This window comes from Pseudomonas sp. RC10, assembly GCF_038397775.1.
GTDB classification, from domain to species: domain Bacteria; phylum Pseudomonadota; class Gammaproteobacteria; order Pseudomonadales; family Pseudomonadaceae; genus Aquipseudomonas; species Aquipseudomonas bambusae.
The window spans coordinates 274,248-293,121 of sequence record NZ_CP151650.1 but is presented as its reverse complement, the minus strand read 5'-3'; the positions used below and the strand labels follow the sequence as shown (position 1 = coordinate 293,121).

General features: G+C 60.1%; 17 protein-coding genes. 12 read left to right on the top strand and 5 right to left on the bottom strand.

Annotated elements, in window-relative coordinates; all coding sequences use genetic code 11:
- Positions 1-267 precede the first annotated feature (267 nt).
- The 5 genes from AAEO81_RS01350 to AAEO81_RS01330 are packed head-to-tail and all read left to right on the top strand — an operon-like array spanning position 268 to position 4,990.
- Entirely contained in the window at positions 268-1,422 is a 1,155-nt protein-coding gene (locus AAEO81_RS01350) for a DUF5924 family protein (protein WP_341964667.1), read from the top strand.
- Positions 1,423-1,432: 10 nt separating this feature from the next.
- Positions 1,433-2,602: an ABC transporter permease gene (locus AAEO81_RS01345; RefSeq protein ID WP_341961198.1), complete on the top strand. Its 1,170-nt coding sequence runs from the start codon at positions 1,433-1,435 to the stop codon at positions 2,600-2,602.
- Positions 2,599-3,405, top strand: coding sequence for an ATP-binding cassette domain-containing protein (locus tag AAEO81_RS01340; protein WP_166593844.1), 807 nt, complete (start codon positions 2,599-2,601; stop codon positions 3,403-3,405). The genes AAEO81_RS01345 and AAEO81_RS01340 overlap by 4 nt, the downstream gene beginning before the upstream one ends.
- Entirely contained in the window at positions 3,405-4,343 is a 939-nt protein-coding gene (locus AAEO81_RS01335; protein WP_341964666.1) for an MlaD family protein, read from the top strand. Before AAEO81_RS01340 ends, AAEO81_RS01335 begins: the two co-directional genes overlap by 1 nt.
- Positions 4,340-4,990: an ABC-type transport auxiliary lipoprotein family protein gene (locus AAEO81_RS01330; RefSeq protein ID WP_341961195.1), complete on the top strand. Its 651-nt coding sequence runs from the start codon at positions 4,340-4,342 to the stop codon at positions 4,988-4,990. The genes AAEO81_RS01335 and AAEO81_RS01330 overlap by 4 nt, the downstream gene beginning before the upstream one ends.
- On the opposite strand, the gene AAEO81_RS01325 is transcribed toward AAEO81_RS01330, so the two are convergent.
- The 3 genes from AAEO81_RS01325 to AAEO81_RS01315 all read right to left on the bottom strand — a co-directional run bounded on the left by AAEO81_RS01325 (position 4,963) and on the right by AAEO81_RS01315 (position 7,718).
- A complete protein-coding gene (locus AAEO81_RS01325; RefSeq protein ID WP_341961192.1) occupies positions 4,963-6,201 on the bottom strand; it encodes a nucleoside recognition domain-containing protein in 1,239 nt (412 codons plus the stop codon). The two genes, AAEO81_RS01330 and AAEO81_RS01325, sit on opposite strands and share 28 nt — an antisense overlap.
- Before the next feature lie 126 nt (positions 6,202-6,327).
- The gene (locus AAEO81_RS01320) at positions 6,328-6,981 is read right to left on the bottom strand and encodes an HAD family hydrolase (RefSeq protein WP_341961191.1); all 654 of its coding nucleotides are present in this window, start codon (positions 6,979-6,981) and stop codon (positions 6,328-6,330) included.
- Positions 6,982-7,172: 191 nt separating this feature from the next.
- On the bottom strand, positions 7,173-7,718 hold the full coding sequence (locus tag AAEO81_RS01315; RefSeq protein WP_341961188.1) for a gamma carbonic anhydrase family protein: 546 nt from the start codon (positions 7,716-7,718) through the stop codon (positions 7,173-7,175).
- A 112-nt stretch (positions 7,719-7,830) separates the two neighbouring features.
- Between AAEO81_RS01315 and prlC the strand changes: the two genes are divergently transcribed.
- Both prlC and AAEO81_RS01305 read left to right on the top strand, forming a co-directional pair.
- On the top strand, positions 7,831-9,882 hold the full coding sequence (gene prlC, locus AAEO81_RS01310; RefSeq protein WP_341961187.1) for an oligopeptidase A: 2,052 nt from the start codon (positions 7,831-7,833) through the stop codon (positions 9,880-9,882).
- Positions 9,879-10,166 carry a YheV family putative zinc ribbon protein gene (locus tag AAEO81_RS01305; RefSeq protein WP_341961186.1) on the top strand — a complete coding sequence of 96 codons (288 nt, stop codon included), beginning with the start codon at positions 9,879-9,881 and terminating at the stop codon, positions 10,164-10,166. The genes prlC and AAEO81_RS01305 overlap by 4 nt, the downstream gene beginning before the upstream one ends.
- 85 nt (positions 10,167-10,251) lie before the next feature.
- Here AAEO81_RS01305 and AAEO81_RS01300 read toward each other — a convergent pair whose 3' ends face one another.
- Positions 10,252-10,926, bottom strand: a complete 675-nt coding sequence (locus AAEO81_RS01300; RefSeq protein ID WP_341961184.1) for a dual specificity protein phosphatase family protein — start codon at positions 10,924-10,926, stop codon at positions 10,252-10,254.
- Between the two features lie 195 nt (positions 10,927-11,121).
- Between AAEO81_RS01300 and AAEO81_RS01295 the strand changes: the two genes are divergently transcribed.
- The 3 genes from AAEO81_RS01295 (at position 11,122) to AAEO81_RS01285 (ending at position 14,832) form a co-directional block, all read left to right on the top strand.
- Positions 11,122-12,180, top strand: coding sequence for a PA0069 family radical SAM protein (locus AAEO81_RS01295; protein ID WP_341961182.1), 1,059 nt, complete (start codon positions 11,122-11,124; stop codon positions 12,178-12,180).
- A gap of 240 nt (positions 12,181-12,420) precedes the next feature.
- On the top strand, positions 12,421-13,155 hold the full coding sequence (locus tag AAEO81_RS01290) for a carbonic anhydrase (protein WP_341961181.1): 735 nt from the start codon (positions 12,421-12,423) through the stop codon (positions 13,153-13,155).
- Positions 13,156-13,302: 147 nt separating this feature from the next.
- A complete protein-coding gene (locus AAEO81_RS01285) occupies positions 13,303-14,832 on the top strand; it encodes a SulP family inorganic anion transporter (RefSeq protein WP_341961179.1) in 1,530 nt (509 codons plus the stop codon).
- A 136-nt stretch (positions 14,833-14,968) separates the two neighbouring features.
- Here the strand turns inward: AAEO81_RS01285 and AAEO81_RS01280 are convergent, their stop codons facing one another.
- Entirely contained in the window at positions 14,969-15,619 is a 651-nt protein-coding gene (locus AAEO81_RS01280; protein ID WP_341961177.1) for a hypothetical protein, read from the bottom strand.
- A gap of 353 nt (positions 15,620-15,972) precedes the next feature.
- On the opposite strand from AAEO81_RS01280, the gene coxB reads away from it, so the two are divergent.
- Entirely contained in the window at positions 15,973-17,100 is a 1,128-nt protein-coding gene (coxB, locus tag AAEO81_RS01275) for a cytochrome c oxidase subunit II (RefSeq protein WP_341961175.1), read from the top strand.
- 178 nt (positions 17,101-17,278) lie between these two features.
- The gene (gene ctaD, locus AAEO81_RS01270; protein ID WP_341961174.1) at positions 17,279-18,874 is read left to right on the top strand and encodes a cytochrome c oxidase subunit I; all 1,596 of its coding nucleotides are present in this window, start codon (positions 17,279-17,281) and stop codon (positions 18,872-18,874) included.

The following is an 18,874-nucleotide window of genomic DNA, read 5'->3' as shown; positions in this document are numbered from 1 at the left end:
GCAGGCCGCTTCTGGCCGGAGGCCGTAGGAGCGTGGCTTGCCCCGCGATCTGGCGCGAAGCGTCAGTAAATCAGGCACCTCGGTTGTTTCAAACATCCCGCGCTTGCCGGTTTTGCTGCCGGTTCCCGGCAGATCGCGGGACAAGCCACGCTCCTACGCCTTCGGCAGAACCAAGAGCAAGCTTCAGCCTTGCAGCATTGGTATCCTGCCAAGGATTTTTTTCCTACAGCCAAAGTGATCACCGAGATGCCGGACCTCAACGCTCTGATGCAGAACTCCCTCGTACAGCGTGTGCTGGAGTTCATCAAACGCTATCCGGGCCTGATCGCGCTGTTCGGGTTCTGCTCTGGTGTTGGCAGCTTTATCCTCGTTGATCGCCAGGCACGGCCCGCTAGCTGGATCGCGATCATCCTGCTGATCAGTTGGCTTTGGTTGATGGTGGAAAACAGCGCTGTCAGGCTCATCGCCAAACTCCTCAAACGCGAAATCCCTCAGCCGCTGTTGCGCTACGCCACGCAGATGATCCATCAGGAAAGTCTGTTTTTTGTCCTGCCGTTCTTTTCCATCACCACGACCTGGAACAGCGGCCAGCTCGCGTTCACTGGGTTGCTAGCGGTGGCAGGGCTGATTTCGATCATCGATCCGCTGTATTACAAATGGCTGGCGCCCCGGCGCTGGCTGTTTCTGGCGCTGCACACCCTGACGCTGTTCGCGGCGATGCTCACCGCGCTGCCGATCATCCTGCACCTGACCACCGCCGAGAGTTACAAATTAGCGTTGGCGACCGCCATGCTGCTGTCCATTCCGAGTCTCGCGTCGAGCTTCCCTGTCACCAACTGGAAGCGCGGCGTCGGCCTGGTGATCCTGACGCTGGCCATCGGCGGCGCGGGCTGGTTGCTGCGATCGTGGGTGCCACCGGCGACGCTGTGGATGACCGAAGTGGCCGTGAGCACTCAGTTCGACAACCAGAACCGCACCCCCGGCGAAAGCATTCAGGAGATCGGCGTCAACCAACTGCGCAGCAGCGGCCTTTACGCTTACACCTCGATCAACGCGCCTCGCGGTCTGGACGAGCGGATTTATCACGTTTGGCGCCACAACGGCGAAGAAGTGGACCGAATCGCTCTAGACATTCACGGCGGACGTAAGGAAGGCTATCGGGCGTGGACACATAAACAGAATTTCCCGCCGGACGTGCTCGGCAAATGGCAGGTGAGGGTGCTGACAGAGGATGGCCAGATGATCGGCGTATTACGCTTCCAGGTGACCGACACCGATCAGCCTGCGGTGACTCGAAAAAAGATCAAACCAGCAGGTTTGAAGCCCAATGCAGATACGTTGGGGTCGTCTGATTCGGATGACGACAAGGCCGATGACGATAAGCCATCATCGAGCTCGCCCGCACCGGCCAAAACCAACTAAGCTCGTGCCCATGACCCCAACGACCGACCTGGTTACCCACACGCCCAAGGCACCGGGCAGCGCCGTACTGGATACTTCGACTCAACCCACGCAGCTGTGGATTGTCGGAGACTGGACGCTTGCCCACTACCACGATCTCAAGCGGCAGACCGATGCCTTGAGCGACGGTTTCAGCCCCGCAACGCACGTGGACATGAGCCGGTTGGGCGCTCTTGACACAGCCGGGGCGTCGCTGCTGGTCGAGTTGCTGGGCGCGCAACGCTTGCGGCTTCTGGCGGTTCAGGCTCCCAATCTTCCAGAGTCCAGCCGCGCCCTGATGCAGACGATCCAGAGCGCCCTTCACGATTATTGCCAGCCACTGAAAGACCCGGAAGTCGCCGTCGGCACTCAACTGCTGGCGCGAGTCGGTTCGGCGGTGGAGGTGCTGTGGCGCGACACGTTGCAACTGCTCGGCTTCATTGGGCTGATCCTGCAAACCTTCGTCGCGACGATGTTCCGCCCTCGACGCTGGCGCACCACCTCGGTGATCGCCCACATCGAACAAATCGGCCTGGACGCGGCGCCCATTGTCGCGCTGCTGACGTTCATGGTTGGCGCAGTGGTGGCGTTCCTCGGTGCTACCGTTCTCAAGGCCTTCGGCGCGACGATCTTCACCGTCGATCTCATCGGCTTCTCGTTCCTGCGGGAGTTCGCAGTACTGCTGACGGCGATTCTGTTGGCAGGGCGCACCGCCAGCGCCTTCACGGCGCAGATCGGCTCAATGAAGGCCAACGAAGAACTGGATGCTCTACAGACACTGGGGTTGAGTCCTACAGAAATGCTGGTCTTGCCCCGCGTGCTTGCCTTGCTCATCTCGCTGCCAATACTGACCTTTCTGGCGATGATCTGCGGCATCGTCGGCGGTGGTGTGGTGTGCGCGCTCTCGCTGGGGATTTCGCCCGCGATGTTTCTGTCGCTGATGCAGGCGGACATCGGCGTGCAGCATTTTCTGGTGGGGATCGTCAAAGCGCCGATCTTCGCGTTCTTCATTGCCGCGATTGGATGCCTGGAAGGCTTCAAGGTCGAGGGCAGCGCGGAGTCGGTGGGCGCTCACACGACTTCAAGCGTGGTGCAGTCGATTTTCGTCGTCATCGTGCTGGACGCATTGGCGGCGATGTTCTTCATGGAGATTGGCTGGTGACCCGACGTTGCGTTCAACCCACCGAAGCCGTGATTCAGGTGCGCGGCCTGTGCAACCGCTTCGGCCCGCAGGTGGTGCACGAAAACCTCGATCTGGACCTGTATCGCGGTGAAATCCTCGCCGTGGTGGGCGGCTCCGGCAGTGGCAAATCGGTATTGCTGCGCAGCATCGTCGGCTTGCAGCGACCGGCTGAGGGAAATGTCCGAGTATTGGGTCAGGACTTGCTGAATCTCCCGGATAAGGCGCGCTCGCAGGTTGAACGACGTTTCGGCGTGCTGTTTCAAAAAGGCGCGTTGTTTTCTTCGTTGACCATCACTGAGAACGTTGCTCTGCCGCTGATCGAGCATGCGGGGTTGAGTCGTGAAGAAGCCGAACATCTCGCCGGAATCAAAATGGCCCTGTCCGGCTTGCCTTTGTCGGCGGCGCATAAGTACCCGGCGTCGCTGTCCGGCGGGATGATCAAGCGTGCCGCGTTGGCCCGGGCGTTGGCGCTGGACCCGGACATTCTGTTTCTCGATGAACCTACCGCCGGGCTCGACCCGATTGGCGCAGGCGCCTTCGATCAACTGATCCTGACCCTGCGTGATGCGCTGGGCTTGAGCGTGTTCATGGTCACGCACGACCTGGACACCCTCTACACCATCACCGACCGGGTCGCCGTGCTAGCCCAGAAACGGGTGCTGGTGGCCGACAACATCGACAAGGTGTCGGCCTACAAAGACGATTGGATTCACGAATACTTCCACGGCCCGCGCGGCCGCTCGGCCTATGCAGCGGCCACCCACCCACACGAGGTCTCATGATGGAAACCCGCGCCCATCACGTTTTGATCGGCCTGTTCACGGTGATCGTGGTCGCCGCTGCCTTGCTGTTCGGCCTGTGGCTGGCCAAGTCCAGCGTGGACACGGCGTTCAAGGATTATCAGGTGGTGTTTAACGAGGCCGTCACCGGCCTGTCTCGGGGCAGCCCCGTGCAGTACAGCGGGATCAAAGTGGGTGACGTGGTCAATCTGCGGCTGGACCCGCAAGACCCACGCCGCGTGCTGGCGCAGATTCGCGTCGCCGGAGAAACCCCGATCAAGCGCGACACCTTCGCCAAACTGGCCCTCGCCGGGATCACCGGCACGTCGATCATTCAGCTCAGCGGCGGCACGCCCCAGAGCGAACCGCTCAAGGGCGAAGACGGCCATTTGCCGGAAATCATTGCCTCGCCGTCGCCCATCTCGCGTCTGCTAAATGACAGCAACGACCTGCTCACCGGAATCAACACGCTGCTGCACAACGCCAACGAGCTCTTGTCGTCCAAGAACGTTCAGGCGCTGACCAAGACCATGGATCATCTGGAGCAGACCACGGCGGTGATTGCTGACCAGCGCGACGACATTCGTCAGACGCTCAAGCAATTGCTGGCGCTGAGCAAGCAGGCCAGCACGACGCTGGATCAAACCTCCACCGCCATGCGCAACGCCAACATTCTGTTCACGGTCGATGGCAAGCAAGCCATCGCCACCGGGCAGGCGGCGATGGTGTCGTTGCAGCAGAGCACCGATACCATCAACCAGTTGATCAAGGCGAATAAAGGGTCAGTGGATGGCGGGCTTCAGGGGCTGGGCGAACTGGGTCCGGCGATTCGCGAGTTGCGTGAAACGCTGGCCTCGCTCAAGACCATTTCCCGCAGCCTGAACGCCAACCCCAGCGGCTACCTGCTTGGTAGCGACAAGAACAAGGAGTTCGAGCCATGAGGCTTGCCCGTCATTCCTTTACCCGGCTGTTGCTCGCAAGTGCGCTGCTGTCCTCGGCCTTGTCGATGACGGCCTGTTCGATCCTGCCCAAACAGGAGCCTTCGGACGTCTATCGCTTGCCCACGGCCTCGACCGCCAGCAAGGTTACGGCCCCTGTCGATTGGTCATTGCGCGTGGCGAGACCCAAAGCCAGCGAGACGCTGGACAGCCCGCGCATCGCGGTTATCCCCCAAGGCGACGTGATCAGCAGCTATAAAGGCGCGCGCTGGAGCGATCCGGCCCCTGTGCTGCTGCGCAACCGGCTGACCGATGCGTTCTACCGCGATGGTCGCGTGCAATCGATCAGCACTGACGAAAGCAACTTGCAGGCAGATTTCGAGCTGGGCGGAGAGTTGCAGGCGTTTCAGAGCGAATACCGGGGCACCGCCGTCGACGTGGTGATTCGTCTGGACGCGCGGCTTGTCGATGATCATCAGCGCATCATCGCCAGTCGCCGCTTCGAGGCGCATCAGCCAGTGGCCGACAAGCCCGTCTCAGCGGTGGTGGCAGGCTTCGGGCAGGCCAGCGATACGCTGACCGCCCAAGTGCTGCAATGGACCGTGGAGCAGGGCCAGCGGCGTTACGCTGCCGAGCCGAAGAACCAGTAGCAGACCGCGATGGCCGCGATCACACCGGACAGCTCCGCCAGCAAGGCGCAACCCACGGCATGACGGGCGCGCTGGATACCGACCGCGCCGAAGTACACGGCCAGCACGTAGAAGGTGGTTTCCGTGCTGCCCTGAATGGTTGCGGCCACCAGCGCCGGGAAGCTGTCCACGCCTTGGGTTTTCATGGTCTCGATGAGCATCGCCCGCGCCGCGCTGCCTGAGAACGGCTTGACCAGCGCGGTGGGCAGGGCATCGACAAAACGGGTGTCCAGGCCCATCCACTGAATGCCATGGCGGATGCCTTCCAGAATCAAGTCCAACGCTCCGGATGCACGCAACACGCCTACTGCACAGAGCATCGCCACCAGATACGGCAGCAGGTTTTTCGCCACGTCGAAGCCTTCTTTTGCGCCCTCGACGAAGGTTTCGTACACCTTGACCTTGCGCAGCGCGCCGACCACCAGAAACAGCATGATGATGCCGAACAGCGTGACGTTGCCCAGGATCGACGACAGGCTCGACAGCGCCGTGGCCGACAAACCGGCGAGGATCGCCATGAAACCGCCCAACAGCAGCGCGCCGGGAATCAGATAAGCCAGCACCACCGGGTCCCACAGACGCAGTCGCTGCATGAACGCCACCGAGAGCAGGCCGACGAGGGTCGAAGCGCTGGTGGCCAGCAGGATCGGCAGGAAAACCATGGTCGGATCGAGCGCGCCTTGTTGGGCGCGGTACATGAAGATGGTAACGGGGAGCAGAGTCAGGGAAGAGGCGTTGAGCACCAGAAAGAGGATCTGCGCATTGCTGGCGACGGTCTGGCTGGGGTTCAGTTCCTGCAACGAGCGCATGGCCTTTAGCCCGATGGGCGTTGCCGCGTTGTCCAGACCGAGCGCATTGGCCGCAAAGTTGAGGGTGATCAGGCCCAAGGCCGGGTGGCCGCGAGGGACTTCGGGCATCAGACGATGAAACAGCGGCGCGAGAACTTTACCGAGCCAATCGACGATTCCCGCTTTTTCAGCGATGTTGAGAAAGCCGAGCCAGAGGGTGAGGGTGCCGAACAGCAGAACCATGACCTCGACCGAGAGCTTGGCCATCGCGAAGATGCTTTCGACCATCGCGGCGAAGATCCCGGCGTTCCCCCCCACCAGCCATTGCGCCAGCGCGGAAATGGCCGCGACCACAAAAAAACCAAGCCATAGGCCGTTAAGCATCAGTCAATCCCCTCGCAAGATGCGAGGGATGATAGCGGCGGGGGCGCAAACAACAAACCTCTGGTTGTTTGCCGATTCCTCTGGCTGCCGAGATTGCGCTTCTGCGGTGTTATCAGTTACGCAGCCTTACCGGGAATTGAGAAACGCTTCGTGCAGCGCTTTCAACGATTCGAAATGAAACGTCGGCGCTTCGGCCGCCAGTTCTTCCCGACTGCCAAACCCATACCCCACCGCCGCCACATCCAGCCCGTTACGCTTGCCGCCGATCAGGTCATGTTTGCGGTCGCCGATCATCAAGGTCTGCTTGGGATCGAGCTTTTCCTCGTCCAGCACATGCCGGATCAACTCGACCTTGTCAGTCCGGGTGCCGTCCAGCTCACTGCCGTAGATCAGCTTGAAGTGCCGGGCGAAGTCAAAATGGCGAGCGATCTCATGGGCGAACACCCACGGCTTGGACGTCGCGATGAACAGCGTGCGGCCTTGATCCGACAGCAGGTCGAGCAGTTCGAACACGCCATCGAACACGAGGTTTTCGTACAGCCCGGTGACCTTGAAGCGCTCGCGGTAGAACCCCACCGCCTCCCAGGCCTTCGCCTCGTCAAAGTCATAGGCGCGCATGAATTGCTGCAACAGCGGCGGGCCGATGAAGTGTTCAAGCTGTGTGATGTCGGGTTCGTCGATGCCCAGTTTGCTCAAGGCGAACTGAATCGAGCGGGTAATGCCTTCGCGCGGATCGGTCAGAGTGCCGTCCAGGTCGAACAGAATATTCTGGTAATGCATGTCGTCTCTCAAAAGCGTGAGGTGAATCGCTTGGTGGCGCACGAACCCTGTGGGACCACACAACCCTGTGGGCGCGAAGTTATTCGCGAGAGGCCGTTACATCCGATAGATATTTTTTGGCTGTACCGACGTATCGAGAATGAATTCGCTCCCACAGGTTAATCAGTGTTCAGGGACATTGACGTTGTCAATCAAGGCTTGTCGAAACCCTCAGCCAAATGCTGATCCTTGAGCTTCACGTAATTGGTCGCGCTGTAAGGGAAGAAGGCGATTTCCTTTTCCGTCAGCGGGCGAACCTGTTTCACCGGACGGCCCACGTACAGAAAGCCGCTGTCCAGACGTTTGCCTGGCGGCACCAGACTGCCCGCACCGATGATCACCTCATCTTCCACGACAGCACCGTCCATGATGGTCGTGCCCATGCCGATCAGAATGCGGTTACCCACCGTGCAGCCATGCAACATCGCCTTGTGGCCAATGGTCACTTCATCGCCGATCAGCAGCGGAAAACCGTCCGGGTTGAACGGCCCGGCGTGGGTGATGTGCAGCACGCTGCCGTCCTGAACACTGGTACGTGCGCCGATGCGGATGCGGTGCATGTCGCCTCGAACCACCGTCAGCGGCCAGACCGAACTGTCGGCGCCGATTTCGACATCGCCGATGACAACCGCCGAATAATCGACAAAGGCCCGTTCGCCAAGGGCTGGCGTGTGATTCTGGAACGTGCGAATGGCCACGATAGGCTCCTTCTCTGGCATTGATAGCTGGACTATCCCTGTTAGGTAGCTGCGGTCAGCGCCGATTGTAATTAAGATGCTCGGGTGTTTCTTCCAGCCAAGGTGCCAAACCGTGAGCGCGAACAACCCTCTTTTGCAACCCTACGACCTGCCACCTTTCTCGGCGATTCGCGCCGAGCACGTAAAACCTGCCATCGACCAGATTCTCGCCGACAACCGCGCCGCGATTGCCGACATCCTCGCCAAGCAAGGTGCGCAGCCTACATGGGCTGGCCTAGTGCTGGCGATGGACGAGCTGAATGATCGTCTGGGCGCCGCCTGGAGCCCGGTCAGCCACCTCAACGCCGTGCGCAACAGCGCCGAACTGCGCGAAGCCTACGAGTCGTGCCTGCCTGCGTTGAGCGCGTATTCGACCGAAATGGGCCAGAACCGTGAGCTGTTCCAGGCCTTCGAAGCCTTGGCGAACAGCCCGGAAGCTGCCGGTTTCGACGTTGCGCAAAAAACCATTCTGGAACACTCGCTGCGTGATTTCCGCCTGTCGGGCATCGACCTGCCACCCGAGCAGCAGAAGCGCTATGCCGAAGTGCAGAGCAAGCTGTCGGAGCTGGGCAGCCAGTTCTCCAACCAACTGCTCGACGCGACTCAGGCCTGGACCAAGCACATCACCGATGAAGCCGCTCTCGCCGGGCTGACCGATTCAGCCAAGGCGCAAATGGCCGCAGCCGCCCAAGCCAAAGAGCTCGACGGTTATCTGATCACTCTGGAGTTCCCGAGCTACTACGCGGTGATGACCTACGCCCAGGACCGCGCGCTGCGTGAAGAAGTCTACGCCGCGTACTGCACCCGTGCGTCGGACCAAGGGCCGAACGCCGGTAAGAATGATAACGGTCCGGTGATGGAACAGATCCTCGACCTGCGTCAGGAACTGGCCAAACTGTTGGGCTTCGCCAGTTTCTCCGAATTGAGCCTGGCCACCAAGATGGCCGAGTCCAGCGATCAGGTGCTGAGCTTCCTGCGTGATCTGGCCAAGCGCAGCAAGCCGTTCGCCGCGCAGGACCTGCAACAGCTGAACGCCTATGCCGCCGAGCAAGGCTGCCCGGACCTGCAAAGCTGGGACAGCGGTTTCTACGGCGAGAAGCTACGCGAGCAGCGTTACAGCGTTTCCCAGGAAACCCTGCGCGCTTACTTCCCGATCGACAAAGTGCTGAGCGGCCTGTTCGCCATCGTACAAAAACTGTACGGCATTGAAATCGCCGAGCAGAAAGGTTTCGACACTTGGCACCCGGACGTTCGCCTCTTCGAAATCAAGGAAAACGGTCAGCATGTCGGTCGCTTCTTCTTCGACCTCTACGCCCGCGCCAACAAGCGCGGCGGCGCGTGGATGGACGGCGCCCGCGACCGTCGCCGCACCTCGGCCGGCTCGCTGCAAAGCCCGGTCGCCAATCTGGTCTGCAACTTCACTCCGGCCGATTCGGGCAAACCCGCCCTGTTGACCCACGATGAAGTGACGACCCTGTTCCATGAATTTGGCCACGGTCTGCACCACCTGCTGACCCGCGTTGAACACGCAGGCGCCTCGGGCATCAACGGCGTGGCGTGGGATGCGGTCGAGCTGCCAAGTCAGTTCATGGAAAACTGGTGCTGGGAGCCGGAAGGCCTGGCGCTGATCTCCGGTCATTACGAAACCGGCGAGCCGCTGCCTCAAGATTTGCTGGAGAAAATGCTCGCCGCGAAGAACTTCCAGTCCGGCCTGATGATGGTCCGCCAGCTGGAATTCTCGCTGTTCGACTTCGAACTGCACGCCACCCACGGTGATGGTCGCACCACCCTTCAAGTGCTCGAAGGCGTGCGCGACGAGGTCTCGGTGATGCGTCCACCGGCGTACAACCGCTTCCCGAACAGCTTCGCGCACATTTTCGCAGGCGGTTACGCAGCGGGTTACTACAGCTACAAGTGGGCTGAAGTGCTGTCGGCGGACGCCTTCTCGAAGTTCGAAGAAGACGGCGTGCTCAATGCCGAAACTGGCCGTGCCTTCCGCGAGGCGATTCTGGCCCGTGGCGGATCGCAAGCGCCGATGGTGCTGTTCGTCGACTTCCGCGGACGCGAGCCTTCGATTGACGCACTCTTGCGCCATTCCGGCTTGAGCGAGGACGCGGCAGCATGACCGATACACCGCACGTGGTTACTAAAAAGCGCTTCATCGCCGGGGCTGTGTGCCCGGCGTGCAGCGAGCCTGACAAGTTGATGATGTGGAGCGAAGACGACGTCCCGCACCGCGAATGCGTGAATTGCGGGTACTCCGACACGCTGAACGCACAAGGGCAGTCAATTCCAAAAGAGTTGGGCACGCGGGTCAACAAACCTGCGGTGAAACCGGCGGACCCGAAGGTGCAAGGGGTGCAGTTCTTCCCGAATCCGAAGCTCAAGAAGCCGGTAGATCCTCAGTAGTCTTCTTCTCTGAAGCCGAAGCAGTCCGGCTTGCGGGCGGTGGCGATTTCAAATCCGCCGTCGGCAAGCCGTGCTGATAGGCGGGCTACAATCGCCAGAGAATCGTCTGAACGCCCACCACATCTGTCTTCTGAAACCAGCCTTTGATCGCACAGCTTGCAAACGCGCTGGTGCTGCATGCGCCGCTGTTGAGCGCAGTTTTCAAAGCATCCACATCGACCTTGTTGATGTAATCGATGCCATGCTTGAGGCTGTCTTCATCCTCAAATCCCCCATGTTCCATCTCGTCCAGCGCGGCTTGCTTGGTCCAACCCTGCACGACAATGCGGTACATCGCGGCCACCAGGCCCGTCCGGTCAAGCCCGTGTTTGCAGTGCATCAGCACTGGCCCTTTTTCTTGCGCCGTTTGAATGGCGCGCAGGCTCTGGATAATGTCCGCGTCGTCGACATGAACGGTCTGCAGCGGAATCTGCACCTGCGCCACTGACGGGTCGGACAGCCACTTGCTGTCACTTTCCTTGATGAAATCCACCACCGTCGCCACGCCCAGTTGTTTCAAAAGCGGCTGAGCAGCAGCGTCGGGCTGACGGCTCCGATACAGCGTTGGAGTCATTTGATAGAGGTTGTAATGCGTGTCGACCGGCTGGGCCCACTCGCTGGGGCGCGGCGTGGGTGAGGGCGCGTCGTCAGCCTGAGCGAGCGCGCAAAAAGAAGTCGCCAACAGCGTGGCAAGCAGCGGAGCGATCAATTGAAGGCGCATTGAGCAGTACCGTTCAAGCGTGCAGGAAAGGGAGTGCGGCGAGTGTCTGCGCTACGGGGTCAAGGCAATGTGAGGCAAATGTCAAAACTTCGTTGAGCGCCATTGATCGGCGGCGCGTGGTTTTTCCGGCCGCAGCGTAGAGACGCCATGCATTTCGCGATACTGTATGCATAAACAGTAATCGGGAATGCTCGCATGTCCACGCCATTGCCACCCCGCGGTCGCGGCACCGCCACCAATCCCCACAATCGGTTTGCCCCCAATCGTTCGGTGGCCGAAGACGACGGCTGGTATCAGGAAGTGCCCGTGACACAAGGCACGACTGTCACGCTGGAAACCGCCAAAAGCATCATCGCGCGCAATTCGTCTCCTGACATTCCCTTCGACCGGTCGATCAATCCGTATCGCGGTTGCGAGCACGGCTGCATTTATTGCTACGCACGCCCCAGCCACGCGTACTGGGACATGTCGCCGGGGCTGGATTTCGAGACGAAGCTGATCGCCAAGACCAACGCCGCTGCGCTGCTCGAACAGCAGCTGTCGAAGCCCGGCTACAGCGTGGCCCCCATCACTCTGGGCGCCAACACCGATCCGTATCAGCCCATCGAGCGCGAATACAAAATCACCCGCGCCACGCTGGAAGTGCTGCTGCGTTATCGCCATCCCGTAACGATCATCACCAAAGGCTCGCTGATCCTGCGGGATCTGGACCTGCTGTCAGAACTCGCCAAACAGAACCTCGTGTCGGTGTTCATCAGCCTTACGTCGCTGGACGATGAGCTCAAACGCATCCTTGAGCCCCGGGCCGCCGCTCCCAGGGCCAGGCTGCGGGCGATTCGAGTGTTGCGCGATGCCGGGGTGCCGGTCGGGGTGCTGCTGGCGCCGATGATTCCGATGATCAACGACATGGAGTTGGAGAAACTCATGGCCGAAGCCAAGGCTGCCGGCGCATTGAGCGCGAGCTACGTCATGCTGCGGCTGCCGCTGGAGGTCGCGCCGCTGTTTGAGGAGTGGTTGCAGGCGCATTACCCGCAACGGGCCGAACATGTGATGAGTCTGGTTCGGCAGAGCCGTGGAGGCCAGGTGTATGACAGCCGTTTCGGTTCTCGAATGCGCGGAGAAGGGGTATTCGCTGAACTGCTGGCGCAACGCTACAGTATGGCGGTGAAGAAACTGGGGCTGAATCAGCGCGAGAGCTTCAAGCTCGATTGTGAAGCGTTCTGCCCGCCCGGTGGTCAGATGTCGCTGTTGTGACTCGGGTGGCGTCTCATTAGCTGATACAGGAGCGTGTATCGCTATCGCTTTAGATTTTCTAAAGCCAGACCCGCGATCTAGAGCGATGCATTCAGTTTCAATTAAGTTTTTATCGCTAAGGTGTTTCGCAAGTGACCAGCTGGTCGCGCACAGATGGAATTGTCCGTCATGCCAGAAAAAAGTGGGACATCCACGGGAATCACTGGAAACTCCACTTCAATCCGACAGAGAGGATGAGACATGAGCAACAGGGATAAACAACCTCAAGCTTCCACGGCCCCAGCCTCGGCCAAGGCTGAATCCGCTGACGAGGCGCTTCAGCATATCGTCGACGGCTTCAAACATTTTCGTCATGACGTCTTCCCTCAGCAGGAAGAGCTGTTCAAGAAGCTGGCGACCGCCCAGCATCCGCGAGCCATGTTCATCACCTGTGCGGATTCGCGCATCGTTCCCGAACTCATTACACAAAGCTCCCCAGGCGACCTGTTCGTGACCCGTAACGTCGGTAACGTCGTGCCGCCTTATGGCCCGATGAACGGCGGCGTTTCCACGGCCATCGAATACGCAGTACTGGCGTTGGGTGTGCAACACATCATCGTTTGTGGCCACTCCGATTGCGGCGCGATGCGTGCGGTGCTGAACCCGGACACGCTGGAAAAGATGCCCACGGTCAAAGCCTGGCTGCGCCATGCCGAAGTTGCCAAGACGGTCGTTCAGGACAACTGCAACTGCACCGGCGAACACGAAACCATGCACGTCCTCACCGAAGAGAACGTCATCGCCCAGTTGCAACATTTGCGCACTCACCCGTCGGTGGCGTCGAAACTGGCGAGCGGCCAACTGTTCATCCACGGTTGGGTCTACGACATCGAGACCAGCGAAATCCGCGCTTACGACGCTGAACAGGACGGCTTTCTGCCGCTGGACGGCGACCAGAAAATCCCGATGGCCACGCTGCCTCGCGGACGTTACTGATCATTGATTGATCACTGGATGAGCGCAGCGCCACACCCGTGACGCTGCGCCATCCCTGACGGTTCAACCCTCTATCAAGCCCTTTACGGCCGCGCACTGCGCGTGCTGTCGGCTTTGTCACGTCTGAAGTTTTTGCGGAGAGTCGTCATGGCTAATACAGATCTGAAATCCTTGTTACCACGGGAGCTGCTGGCTTCCGTGGTGGTGTTTCTGGTGGCCCTGCCGTTGTGCATGGGGATCGCTATCGCGTCTGGCATGCCTCCGGCAAAAGGACTGATCACGGGCATCATCGGCGGCATCGTCGTGGGTTGGTTGGCGGGTTCGCCATTGCAGGTCAGCGGTCCTGCAGCGGGGCTGGCAGTGTTGGTCTTCGAGTTGGTGCGTGAACATGGGATGGCGATGCTGGGGCCGATTCTGCTGTTAGCGGGTCTGCTGCAATTACTGGCCGGTCGCCTCAAACTGGGCTGCTGGTTTCGCGTGACCGCTCCAGCCGTGGTGTACGGCATGCTGGCGGGGATTGGCGTGCTGATCGTGCTCTCCCAGGCCCATGTGATGTTCGACAGCGGCCCTAAGCCGTCCGGTCTGGACAACCTGATCGCCTTTCCGCAAACCCTCTTCGGCGCCATCGGCCCCGGCAGCGGTATGCAAGCGGGTCTGTTGGGGTTGGGCACCATCGCCGTGATGTGGTTGTGGGAAAAACGGCGGCCTCACGCACTGCGGTTCGTGCCGGGCGCCTTGCTCGGTGTGGGGATTGCCACGGCCGTGAGCCTGGCGATGGCCCTCGACGTGAAACGGGTCGAAGTCCCGGCCAACCTCGCAGAGGCCATCGACTGGCTGCGTCCGGCTGACCTGCTGAATCTCACCGATCCGGCGATTCTCATCGCCGCCATTGCCGTCGCTTTCATTGCCAGCGCCGAGACCCTGCTCTCGGCCGCTGCGGTGGATCGCATGCATGACGGTCCGCGCTCGGACTTCGACAAGGAGCTCAGCGCCCAAGGCGTCGGCAACATGCTGTGCGCTCTGGTCGGTGCATTGCCGATGACCGGTGTGATCGTGCGCAGCTCGGCCAATGTTCAGGCCGGGGCGAAGACGCGGATGTCGGCGATGTTTCACGGGCTTTGGTTGCTGGCGTTCGTGTTGCTGCTGTCCAGCGTGCTGCAAAGCATTCCGGTGGCGAGCCTGGCGGGTGTGCTGGTTTACACCGGCGTGAAATTGGTGGACCTCAAGGCGCTACGCGGGCTGGGGCGTTATGGGCGTATGCCGATGTTCATTTATGGCGCGACGGCGAGTGCAATCATCCTGACCGACTTGCTGACGGGCGTGCTCATCGGCTTTAGTCTGACGCTGGTGAAACTGGCGCTGAACGCATCGCGGTTGAAGATCAATCTGGTGGATCTGGAAGCGGAGGGGGAGATGGAACTGCGTTTGAACGGCGCCGCGACGTTCCTGAAGGTCCCAGCGCTGACTCAGGCACTGGGCAACGTTCCGCCCGGCACGACGTTACATGTGCCGCTGAGCAATCTCAGCTACATCGACCATTCCTGCCTGGAGCTGCTGGAGGAATGGGGTCGTGCCAATGCAGCACAGGGTTCGCGCCTGTTGCTGGAGCAGCGCCTGTTGAAACGGAGGGTTGAAGGGCGCATACGCACGTCAATTGGAGGCGCGGCGTTGCATTGATGTGTAGGTCGGCGTCCCCTCTGCAGGAGTGAGCTTGCTCGCGATCAGGCATGTCTGACGCATCTGGGCTGTCAGGCCGGACGCTATCGCGAGCAAGCTCACTCCTACAGGTGTTATGTGAGAGTCTGCCGGCGAATCAAACCTTCGCGCATTCCATCTCAAGCCCCACGCCCAGTTGCCGGGACAGGCTTGGCCAGCGTTTCCACGCCGCATCGGTGTCGGGGCTGGCGAGTTTGTCGCGATAGGCTTCCACTGACTCAAGCGAAAAGCTGTCTTCGTCCAGCAATTGGTCGATGGCGTGGTGGACCACTTCATCGAGCTGGTTCGCAAACGTTTCACCGATCAACTGATGAGCGATGACGCTGGCCACGGTGGTGTTCACCGGGATCAGCGGTTGAGCGAAGTGCACGATGTAGAGGTCGTTTACTTCCTCCACGAGACGATGAGCCAAGTAGGCCTCGTCCAACAGACTGTCGAGCCCTTCGTGCCCGTCCATGATGGCGGGCGGTGCGCTGAAGAATTGTTCGGCGATTTTCAGCACGGGTTTGATCTGGCTTTCGATACCGGCCTGCACGGCGACGTCGTTTGCGGCGTCCAGCAAGTCCGGAACTTGATCGATGTAGGCCACGACAAAACGTGCCAAAACACCCCGCGCATCAACGTCAGGAAGGTGAATGGCAGGGTGCAGATGGGGGAGTTGCACTTCGAGTTGGCGCAATAGCTGACCGGTTTGGGTCTCGTGTTCCTGTGCTCGTGTGATCTGCTCGCGCAACGCGGCGGTGTTCATGAATGCTCCATAGGGAAATAAAACCAGGCTGTCATTATAGGGAAGTCATACGTTAGCTGGCTTATGAAAGGCGCTAAGACGTAATTGTCATAACAACTTCACGGTTATGTGCATTGGCTATTAAAACGCCACTTTCTCGGCTTTTCCGGCCAAAAACTTGTTACACGCGTGCTTGTATAGCCCGGTTTTGCGAAAACGCCACCGCGTGCTGAGCGCGACAGCGTGTCTATACTCGGTCTGTGATGCAGTAGCTCCACCGGATTTGCTGGCCTGGCCCCGGTCCACCGCACTTTGATGACCGCTCCCTCGCCCGCTGTGGCAGAAAATAAGAAGAACAATGAGGGAAACCCGCAATGAAGCGACATCCACACGTTTGGATGGCGCTCCTGTTGTGGTCGGTATTCAGTCCGGCGCACGGCGCCTGGACCACGAATATGGCGCCGGGAGCGACCGAGGTCAGTCACGAAGTCTTCGGCCTGCACATGACCATTTTTTGGATATGTGTGGTGATCGGAATCATTGTGTTTGGCGCGATGTTCTGGTCGATGATTTTGCATCGCCGCTCGACCGGGCAGGTGGCCGCCAAATTCCATGAAAGCACCACGGTGGAAATCCTCTGGACCATCGTGCCGCTGCTGATCCTCGTCGTCATGGCGATCCCCGCGACCAAAACCCTGATCCAGATGTACGACAGCACGGAGTCGGGGCTGGACATCCAGATCACCGGCTACCAGTGGAAGTGGCATTACAAATATCTGGGTCAGGACGTCGAGTTTTTTAGCAACCTCGCGACACCTCAGGATCAGATTCACAACAAGGAAGCCAAGGGCGAACACTACCTGCTGGAAGTGGATCAGCCGCTGGTGGTGCCGGTCGGGGTGAAAATCCGCTTCTTGGTGACGGCGGCTGACGTCATCCATTCCTGGTGGGTCCCCGCGTTTGCCGTCAAGCGCGATGCCATCCCCGGTTTTGTTAACGAGGCCTGGACCCGGATCGAAAAGCCCGGCATCTATCGCGGCCAATGTTCGGAATTGTGCGGCAAGGATCACGGCTTCATGCCCATTGTGGTCGAGGCCAAGACCCAGGCCGATTACGACACCTGGCTTGCCGATCGTAAAGCTGAAGCCGCCAAGCTCAAAGAGCTGACCAGCAAGGACTGGACGCTGGAAGAACTCGTGGCCCAGGGCGACAAGGTTTATCACACCACCTGCGTGGCCTGTCATCAGGCCGAAGGTCAGGGCCTGCCGCCGATGTTTCCGGCGCTCAAGGGCTCTAAGACGGTCACCGGACCTAAAGAAGAACACCTGGCCACCGTTTTCAACGGTCGGCCGGGCACTGCCATGGCGGCGTTTGGCAAGCAGCTGTCGGAGGTCGATATCGCCGCCGTCGTCACCTACGAACGCAACGCGTGGGGCAACAACAAAGGCGACATGGTCACGCCAAAAGACGTGCTGGCGCTGAAACAGGCGGGTGCGAAATGAACCGTTTGCCAGATGTACGCGTTTTGACCTGTGGGAGCGAATTCATTCGCGAAAGGACCGTGCATCCGACACATCTCTATCAGCCAAACGACCGCATCGCGAATGAATTCGCTCCCACAGGTTTCAGTGGCGTTAGACAGCTTCAGGCTTGGCGCGGGATTTACGCAGGAGACAGAACATGAGCGCAGTGATTGACGATCCCCGTCACGAAGACCACGCCGGCCACACCCACGGTCCCGCCAAGGGCCTGATGCGCTGGGTGCTTACCACCAACCACAAGGACATCGGCACGCTGTACCTGTGGTTCAGCTTCTGCATGTTTCTGCTCGGTGGGTCGTTTGCGATGGTGATTCGCGCCGAGCTATTTCAGCCCGGCCTGCAGATCGTCGAACCCGCCTTCTTCAACCAGATGACCACGATGCACGGCCTGGTGATGGTATTCGGCGCCGTGATGCCCGCGTTCGTCGGGCTGGCAAACTGGATGATCCCGCTGATGATCGGCGCGCCGGACATGGCCCTGCCGCGTATGAACAACTTCAGCTTCTGGCTCCTGCCTGCTGCGTTCCTGCTGTTGGTCTCGACCCTGTTCACCCCCGGCGGAGGGCCAAATTTTGGCTGGACCTTCTATGCCCCGCTCTCCACCACGTACGCCCCCGAAAGCGTCACCTATTTCATCTTCGCCATTCACTTGATGGGCATCAGCTCGATCATGGGCGCGATCAACGTCATCGCCACCATCCTCAACCTGCGCGCCCCCGGCATGACCCTAATGAAAATGCCGCTGTTCGTATGGACGTGGCTGATCACCGCGTTCCTGCTCATCGCCGTGATGCCGGTGCTGGCCGGGTGCGTGACGATGATGCTGATGGACATCCATTTTCACACCAGCTTTTTCAGCGCGGCGGGCGGCGGCGATCCGGTACTGTTCCAGCACGTGTTCTGGTTCTTCGGCCACCCCGAGGTGTACATCATGATTCTGCCCGCGTTCGGCGCGGTCAGTTCGATCATTCCGGCGTTCTCGCGCAAGCCGCTGTTCGGCTACACCTCGATGGTTTACGCCACAGCGAGCATTGCGTTCCTGTCGTTCATCGTCTGGGCGCACCACATGTTCGTGGTCGGCATCCCGTTGGTGGGCGAGCTGTTCTTCATGTACGCGACCATGCTGATTGCAGTCCCCACGGGCGTGAAGGTGTTCAACTGGATCAGCACCATGTGGCAAGGCGAGCTGACCTTCGAGACGCCCATGCTGTTCGCCGTGGCCTTCGTGATCCTGTTCACCATCGGCGGCTTTTCCGGGCTGATGCTGGCGATTGCGCCGGCCGACTTCCAGTACCAGGACACCTACTTCGTCGTCGCGCATTTTCACTACGTATTGGTGCCGGGGGCGATCTTCGGTATTTTCGCGTCGGCCTACTATTGGCTGCCGAAATGGACCGGCCACATGTACGACGAAACCCTGGGCAAGTTGCATTTCTGGTTGTCCTTCGTCGGCATGAACATGGCGTTCTTTCCGATGCACTTCGTGGGGCTGGCCGGAATGCCTCGCCGTGTGCCGGACTACAACCTGCAATTCGCCAACTTCAACATGGTCTCGTCGATTGGCGCATTCACGTTTGGCGCGACGCAGATTTTCTTCCTCTTCATCGTGATCAAGACCATTCGCGGCGGCCCGCCTGCGCCGGCCAAGCCTTGGGATGGCGCCGATGGCCTTGAGTGGACCGTGCCCTCACCGGCGCCGTATCACACCTTCGTCACGCCGCCGGACGTCGAATGA